7 protein-coding genes are annotated in these 6,196 nt (G+C 68.0%); 4 read left to right on the top strand and 3 right to left on the bottom strand.

The window, feature by feature from the left end:
• Positions 1-270: DUF2076 domain-containing protein (locus ACCC94_RS26950; RefSeq protein ID WP_413352665.1), on the bottom strand; the 270-nt coding region annotated here is incomplete at its 3' end.
• 157 nt (positions 271-427) lie between these two features.
• On the opposite strand from ACCC94_RS26950, the gene ACCC94_RS26945 reads away from it, so the two are divergent.
• Both ACCC94_RS26945 and ACCC94_RS26940 read left to right on the top strand, forming a co-directional pair.
• Positions 428-1,078 (top strand): YciC family protein, encoded by a 651-nt coding sequence (locus ACCC94_RS26945; RefSeq protein WP_413352664.1) that lies wholly within the window; start codon positions 428-430, stop codon positions 1,076-1,078.
• An 89-nt stretch (positions 1,079-1,167) separates the two neighbouring features.
• Positions 1,168-1,599 carry a VOC family protein gene (locus ACCC94_RS26940; protein WP_413352663.1) on the top strand — a complete coding sequence of 144 codons (432 nt, stop codon included), beginning with the start codon at positions 1,168-1,170 and terminating at the stop codon, positions 1,597-1,599.
• 145 nt (positions 1,600-1,744) lie between these two features.
• On the opposite strand, the gene ACCC94_RS26935 is transcribed toward ACCC94_RS26940, so the two are convergent.
• Positions 1,745-2,581, bottom strand: coding sequence for an SDR family oxidoreductase (locus tag ACCC94_RS26935; RefSeq protein WP_413352662.1), 837 nt, complete (start codon positions 2,579-2,581; stop codon positions 1,745-1,747).
• Positions 2,582-2,723: 142 nt separating this feature from the next.
• On the opposite strand from ACCC94_RS26935, the gene ACCC94_RS26930 reads away from it, so the two are divergent.
• Both ACCC94_RS26930 and ACCC94_RS26925 read left to right on the top strand, forming a co-directional pair.
• Entirely contained in the window at positions 2,724-3,806 is a 1,083-nt protein-coding gene (locus ACCC94_RS26930; RefSeq protein WP_413352661.1) for an endonuclease/exonuclease/phosphatase family protein, read from the top strand.
• Positions 3,807-3,909: 103 nt separating this feature from the next.
• Positions 3,910-4,674, top strand: coding sequence for a substrate-binding periplasmic protein (locus ACCC94_RS26925; RefSeq protein WP_413352660.1), 765 nt, complete (start codon positions 3,910-3,912; stop codon positions 4,672-4,674).
• Positions 4,675-5,114: 440 nt separating this feature from the next.
• Here ACCC94_RS26925 and ACCC94_RS26920 read toward each other — a convergent pair.
• Positions 5,115-6,196, bottom strand: a 1,082-nt coding sequence (locus tag ACCC94_RS26920; RefSeq protein WP_413352659.1) for an ATP-dependent helicase C-terminal domain-containing protein, incomplete at its 5' end; no start/stop codon positions are given.

The raw sequence follows: 6,196 nt of genomic DNA, 5'->3' as shown, positions 1-6,196 counted from the left end.
CAGGCCGGCGAGGAAGCCGCCGCTGCTCGGGCGCTGTTCCTGCGCCCTGGCCTGCTGCGCTTCGAGCTCCTTGACGCGCTGGTCCAGGCGCTTGATCGCCGCTTCCTGGATCAGCATCGCCTGGGCCATGTAGTAGGGCGCGGCCGGCTGCTGCACCAGGTGCCGGTTGATCTGCGCCTCGGCGTCGGCGTCGCGCGGCGCGGTCTGCGCCTCGGCTTCACGCAGGCGGGTGAACAGACCATCGATCAGGGATTGCTCTTCGGAATTCATGGCAGGCCTCGAGTGAGCGGGTGGTTCGGCAGAACATTGCCTTTGCAACATTGGATCGGCTCGCAAAAAAACAAGTTCCGGTCGCAGAATTCTGGCGCCTTCAGCTGAGGGTTTGCTTAAGTTAGAGTCGAAGCCCTCGGACAGTATCGGGTTACTGATGAATCCCCTTTCCATCCTCCGCGACACCTGGTTCTTCTTTTCCCGTCATCTGGGCATCCTGGTGCCGCTGTGCCTGCCCTGGATCGTCATCGAGACGCTGGTGCAGCAGCAGATCAACGTCGCCGCCGGCCCGCAGAACTTCGCTCCCTGGGGCATGGCCGCCGGCCTGGTGTTCTACCCCATCTACACCGCCAGCCTGATCCTCTTCATGATCGATACCGGCGAAGGTGTTCAGCGCGGCGTGCGCGAACTATGGAGCGCCGCCCTACGCCTGTGGCCGGCGTTCGCCCTGCTCTCGGCGATCACCTCGCTGCTGATAGTGCTCGGCCTGTACCTGATGGTGCTGCCGGGCATCTTCGTGATGATCAAGCTGGCCTTCGCCGAATTCCTCCTGGTGCAACGCGGCCGCGCGCCCATCGACGCGATGCGCGAAAGCTTCGCGCTGACCACCGGGCATTTCTTCCTGCTGCTGATGACTTCACTGGTGATACTCGCGCCGGTGTGGATCGCCGAAGGCTGGATCACCGAGACCGGCCAGGACTCACCGGTACTGGGCGTCGCGCTGCACTCGCTGAGCGGCTTCTTCCAGTTGCTGCTGACGGTGGCGGCCTACCGCATCTTCATCCTGCTCGGCCGCGAGACCGCCTGAGCGGCAGCAAGTCGCAACAAATCCCCCCGGCACATCGCGCGCCGGGGTTCTACGCTGGAGTCTCCTTTCACCGAGTAAGGAGACTCGCCGTGAGCGACTTCCCTCCCAGCTGCCTTTCGCACATTTCCATCGGCACCAACGACTACCCGCGCGCCAGGGCTTTCTATGACGCGGTGCTGGCGACCCTGGGCTGCCAGCAGATCATGGAGCATCCCGGAGCCGTGGCTTACGGCCGCCTCTACCCCGAGTTCTGGGTCCAGGCCCCCATCGACGGACGCCCGGCGAGCGTGGGCAACGGCACGCATTTCGGCTTCATGGCCAGTTCCCGCGAGGAAGTGGACGCCTTCTACCGCGCCGCGATTGCCGCCGGCGCGACCGACGACGGCACACCGGGGCCGCGCCCGCAGTATGGCGCCCCTTACTACGGCTGCTTCGTTCGGGACCTGGACGGGCACAAGATCGAGGCCTCGTTCTGGGACATGGCGCTGGCCGGCGGCGGGTTCGATACGCACTCGCACTGATGACTCGTAGGGCGCATAACCCGGAACGGGTTATCCGCCATTGCGGCGGATAACGCCGTAGGCGTTATGCGCCCTACACAGAGCGAACCGCCTGGGCGCCGGAGCCGGCCGGTGTTGGCGAGCAAGCTCGCTCCGACAAAACAAGTCAATGCCCCGGCCTGAGCCCCGACATCTTCGGCACCAGCAGCTTCTCGAACAGCCGCGGGAAGAAGCGCGCCAGTATCCACGCCCGCCAGTTGACGTTGGACAGCACCAGCAGGCGTCGGCGGCGCAGCGCGCCCTGGTAGATCGCCTCGGCGACATCGCGCGGCGAGGCGACTTCGGCGCCCAGCACCAGCGCCGGCTGGCGGATCACCGAGCCATCGCCCACCAGCGCGTTCTTGCGCAGGTCGGTAGCGGTGAAGCCCGGGCAGGCCAGGGTGATCGCCACGCCAGTGCCATCCAGCTCCATGCGCAGCGTGTCGAACAGCCCGTGCAGCGCATGCTTGCTGGCGTTGTAGGCGCTGCGGTAGAGCAGCGGGGCGAAGCCGGTCAGCGAGCTGAGCACGACGATCTGCCCGTGCCGTGCGAGCAGGCTGGGCAGCGCCGCCTGGGTGCAGTGCAGCGCGCCGTAGAAATTCACCGCCATCACCCGCCGGAACACCGCCAGCTCGGTCTCGATGAACAGGCTGCGGTGGGTGATGCCGGCATTGTTCACCAGCACGTCGATACCGCCGAAACGCTCGACTGCGAGCGCCACCGCGCGCTGCACCGCCTCGGCATCGGCGATGTCGCAGCGCAGGCCGAGGGCTTCGACGTTCAGGTGCTCGCTCAGGTGCTGCACCAGGCTGTCCAGCGCCGCCTGGTCGAGGTCGAGGATCACCGGATGCGCGCCGGCCCGGGCGAAGCGCAGCACCAGCGCGCGACCGATGCCGGAACAGCCGCCGCTGACCAGCACCACCTTGTGCCGGTAGACCGCGTGCGAGAACAACGAGCGTGGCATGGCAACCTCCCGGAGCGGGCGCTGCACGCGGTGAACGGCCTGCCTCAAGGTTGCAGGATGCTTCGCGCGGCAAATGCGCAGGTGAAATGCGCGGGCACAGACACTATCCTCTGGACCCAACAAGCATAGCCCCTGGTCACCCATGAGCCTCTCGCTTCGCCGCCGCTTCCTCTTCGTGCTGTTGATCGCCCTGCTGCTCGCCGTCACCGCTGCCGCCTGGCTGCTGGCCTGGCACCCCGCCGAGCGCGAGGCCGTCGCCGCGCAGTGCCGCGCTCCCGCCCCGCAACTTCAGCCGGGCCAGGCGCTGAAGGTGATGACCTGGAACGTCCAGTACCTGGCCGGCAAGCGCTACATCTTCTGGGACGACCTGCCCGACACCACCGGCCCCGACGACAGCCCCAGCCCCGAGGACATCGCCTACAGCCTCGACGAGGTGGTGCGGGTGATCCGCGACGAAGCGCCGGACATCGTCCTGCTGCAGGAAGTCGACGACGGCGCCGCCGCCACCGGCAAGCAGGACCAGCAGGCGCTGATCGGCGACCGCCTGGCCGACCTCTACCCCTGCTCCACCGCCGCCTTCGACTGGAAGGCGCGCTTCGACCCCAACCCCCACGTGTTCGGCAGCGCCGGGCGCAAGCTGGTGACCTTCAGCCGCTTCCAGATCAGCGGAGGCGAGCGCATCGCCCTGCCGCAGCGCTCGTCCATTCCGCTGCTGCACCTGTTCGCCCCGCAGCCGGCGATGCTGCAGAGCGACCTGCCGATCCGCGGCGGCGGCCAGCTCAGCGTGATCAACACGCGCCTGGAGCGCCCCAACGGCGACGACACGCCGCAACGCCAGGTCGAAGCCGTCGAGGCCCACCTGAGTACTTTGCAGGCCGCCGGCCGTCCCTGGTTGCTGGGCGGCGACCTCGGCCTGCTGCCGCTGGGCCAGTACCCTTACTTGCCGGAAGTGTTGCGCGCGCCTTATCGCGCCAACAGCGAGCTGAACCTGCTGGCAGCACGCTTCCCGGTGGTTCCGGCAGTGGAGGAATCCAGCGGCGCCAACCAGGAAAACTGGTACACCCACTTCCCCAACGACCCGCGCGTGCACAAGCCCGATCGCACCCTCGACTACCTGTTCCACAGCCCCAGCCTGAACCGCCTCGATGCCGGCGTGCGCCGCCACGACACCCTGCGCATCTCCAACCACCTGCCGCTGTCCGCGCGCTTGCTGCTGCCCCACTGAGCGCTGCCACACATAGCCGCCGGCCCCGGCTGGACAAGCGCGGCACGGCGGCCCCATGCTCGCCCGGCAGCCTATAACAACGACAACAGCACTTCGGGTATCCATGCACTTTCGCCGTCTCGTCGGGCCGATAGTCGCCCTGCTCTGCCTCAACGCCCTCGCCGTCGACCGGCCCACGCTGGCCGACCGGCTGCCGCATCCGCTGCCGGTGCTGACCGTCGGCTATTACGAATTCCCGCCCTACACCTATACGGACCCGGACGGCAGCACCCGCGGCAGCGGCGCCGAGATCGTCCGGCGCATCCTGCTCAAGGCCGGCTACCGCGCCGACTTCCGCCCGCTGCCCAGCGCCCGCCTGTACCTGGGCCTGCAGGACGGCAGCGTGCAGCTCTGGGCCGGCGCACCGGGCAAGCCGGAGCTGGAAGGCAGCACCCTGGAATGCGAGCGCGTGCTGGGGCACGTCGAGCTGAACCTGTATCGCCTGGCCTCGCGCCCCTCGCCCAGGCTGCCCGAAGGGCTGGCCGGCAGCCGGATCATCCTGATCAGCGGCTACAGCTACTGGCGGCCGATCACCGAGATGCTGGCCGACCCCAGGCTGCAGCTGGAAGTGCACCGCACCAGCACCCACGCCGCCGCCCTGCAGATGCTCGAACGCGGCCGTGGCGATTACCTGATCGACTACCAGGCCCCGGTGGAACAGGCGCGCCGGGAGCTGAGCATGGCGCCGCTGGCCTCCGACAACCTGTACAGCGTGCCGACCAAGCTCATCGTCTCCCGCCATGCTCCCAACGCCGAAGGCCTGCGCGCACAGTTGGACCGCGCCTACGACGAGTTGCAGGCGGCCGGTTACGAGATGAAGTTGCCCTGAGCCCCAACGTGGACATTGCACAGGATTGGCAATGCGCCTTGTAGGAGCGAGCTTGCTCGCGAACCGCCCCGCTCCAGCGCCACCGGGAAGTCCGTTCGCGAGCAAGCCCGCTCCTACAAAAAGCGGCGCGGGGCTTGATCGATGGGTAAGAGCAACTGTCCTCTTCTGATAGTTCGTGCCTTGGATCCCCTCTCCCTAACCCTCTCCCTGAAGGGAGAGGGAACCGGCCGGTGCAGGAAGAATCCATGGCATCAGCCGGCACGGACAGCTCCCTCTCCCTTCGGAGCGGGGCGCGCAGCCAGGGTTAGGGAGAGGGCAGGCCCACGCGCAGGACTTCACGTAGGAGCGGACTCCGTCCGCGATCACTATCCGGCGGCTCCGAGCTTGGCGGTGGGCCATCGCGGACGAAGTCCGCTCCTGCGGCAACCCAAGCGACGCAGCTATCCCTTGCGCGGCTTCGCCCGCGCCGTCGGCTCGGCGATCAGTGGGTCATCCGGCCAATAATGCTTGGGGTAGCGCCCCTTCAGGTCCTTCTTCACTTCCGCATAGGTGCTGCGCCAGAAATTGGCCAGGTCCTGGGTTACCTGCACCGGGCGCTGCGCCGGCGACAGCAGGTGCAGCTTCACCGCCACCCGCCCTCCGGCAATGCGCGGCGTATCGGCAAGGCCGAACAGCTCCTGCAGACGAACCGCGAGCACCGGCGGGAACTCGCTGTAGTCCAGACGGATACTGGAGCCGGACGGCACCTGCAAGGTGCGCGGCGCCAGCTCGTCCAGCCGTTGCGGCAGCGGCCAGGGCAGCAACGCATGGAGAATTCCGCTCAGCTCCAGATTGGCGAAGTGCGACAACCGCGAAACCTTGCCCAGGTAGGGCAGCAACCAGTCCTCCAGCGAAGCCAGCAGCGCGGCGTCGCTGACGTCCGGCCACTCGCTCTCGCCCTTGCCTTCCAGATCGAGACGGCGCAGCAGGGCAATCCGCGCCTGCCACTGTCGCAGTTCCGGCGTCCACGGCAACAGCTCCAGGCCCTTGCGCCGCACCAGCCCGAGCAGCGCGCGGCTGCGGGCCTCGGCGTCGAGGTTGGGCAGCGCCTCGGTGGACAGCACCAGCTCGCCGACCTTGCGCTGACGCTCGGCGCGCAGCACGCCTTCGCGCTCGTCCCACTCCAGCTCGTCGTGGACGCTGACCTGTTCGGCGAGGATCGACTCGAACAGCCCCGGCTCCAATGCCGCCGCCAGGTAGATGCGTTCCTCGCGCTGACCCTGGCGGCTGCCGAGATCGGCGATCACCAGCCAGGCTTCCTTCATCAGCGCGTCCGGCTCGCCGAACAGCGCGGCGCGGCCGTTGGCCAGGCGATATTCGCCACCACCGGCGCGCCGCTGGCGGGCGATGCGATCAGGGTAGGCGAAGGCCAGCAGGCCACCCAGCCAGCGCGGGTGCTCGGGATCGGCAACCGGCTCGCGGATCGGGCCGCGCAGGTACCCCTTGAACTGCCGCGCCAACTGGCGCACGCGCTGCACCGCGC

It is taken from the genome of Pseudomonas sp. Pseusp97, assembly GCF_047304025.1.
GTDB lineage: Bacteria > Pseudomonadota > Gammaproteobacteria > Pseudomonadales > Pseudomonadaceae > Pseudomonas.
Note: the sequence above shows the minus strand (reverse complement) of the source record. Positions and strands in the feature narration are given on the sequence as shown.

Bases quoted from the DNA above. Each gene is read 5' to 3' on its own strand.
- ACCC94_RS26930 (WP_413352661.1), top strand. From the start codon at position 2,724: ATGAGCCTCTCGCTTCGCCGCCGCTTCCTCTTCGTGCTGTTGATCGCC.
- ACCC94_RS26945 (WP_413352664.1), top strand. From the start codon at position 428: ATGAATCCCCTTTCCATCCTCCGCGACACCTGGTTCTTCTTTTCCCGT.
- ACCC94_RS26935 (WP_413352662.1), bottom strand. From the start codon at position 2,581: ATGCCACGCTCGTTGTTCTCGCACGCGGTCTACCGGCACAAGGTGGTG.
- ACCC94_RS26925 (WP_413352660.1), top strand. From the start codon at position 3,910: ATGCACTTTCGCCGTCTCGTCGGGCCGATAGTCGCCCTGCTCTGCCTC.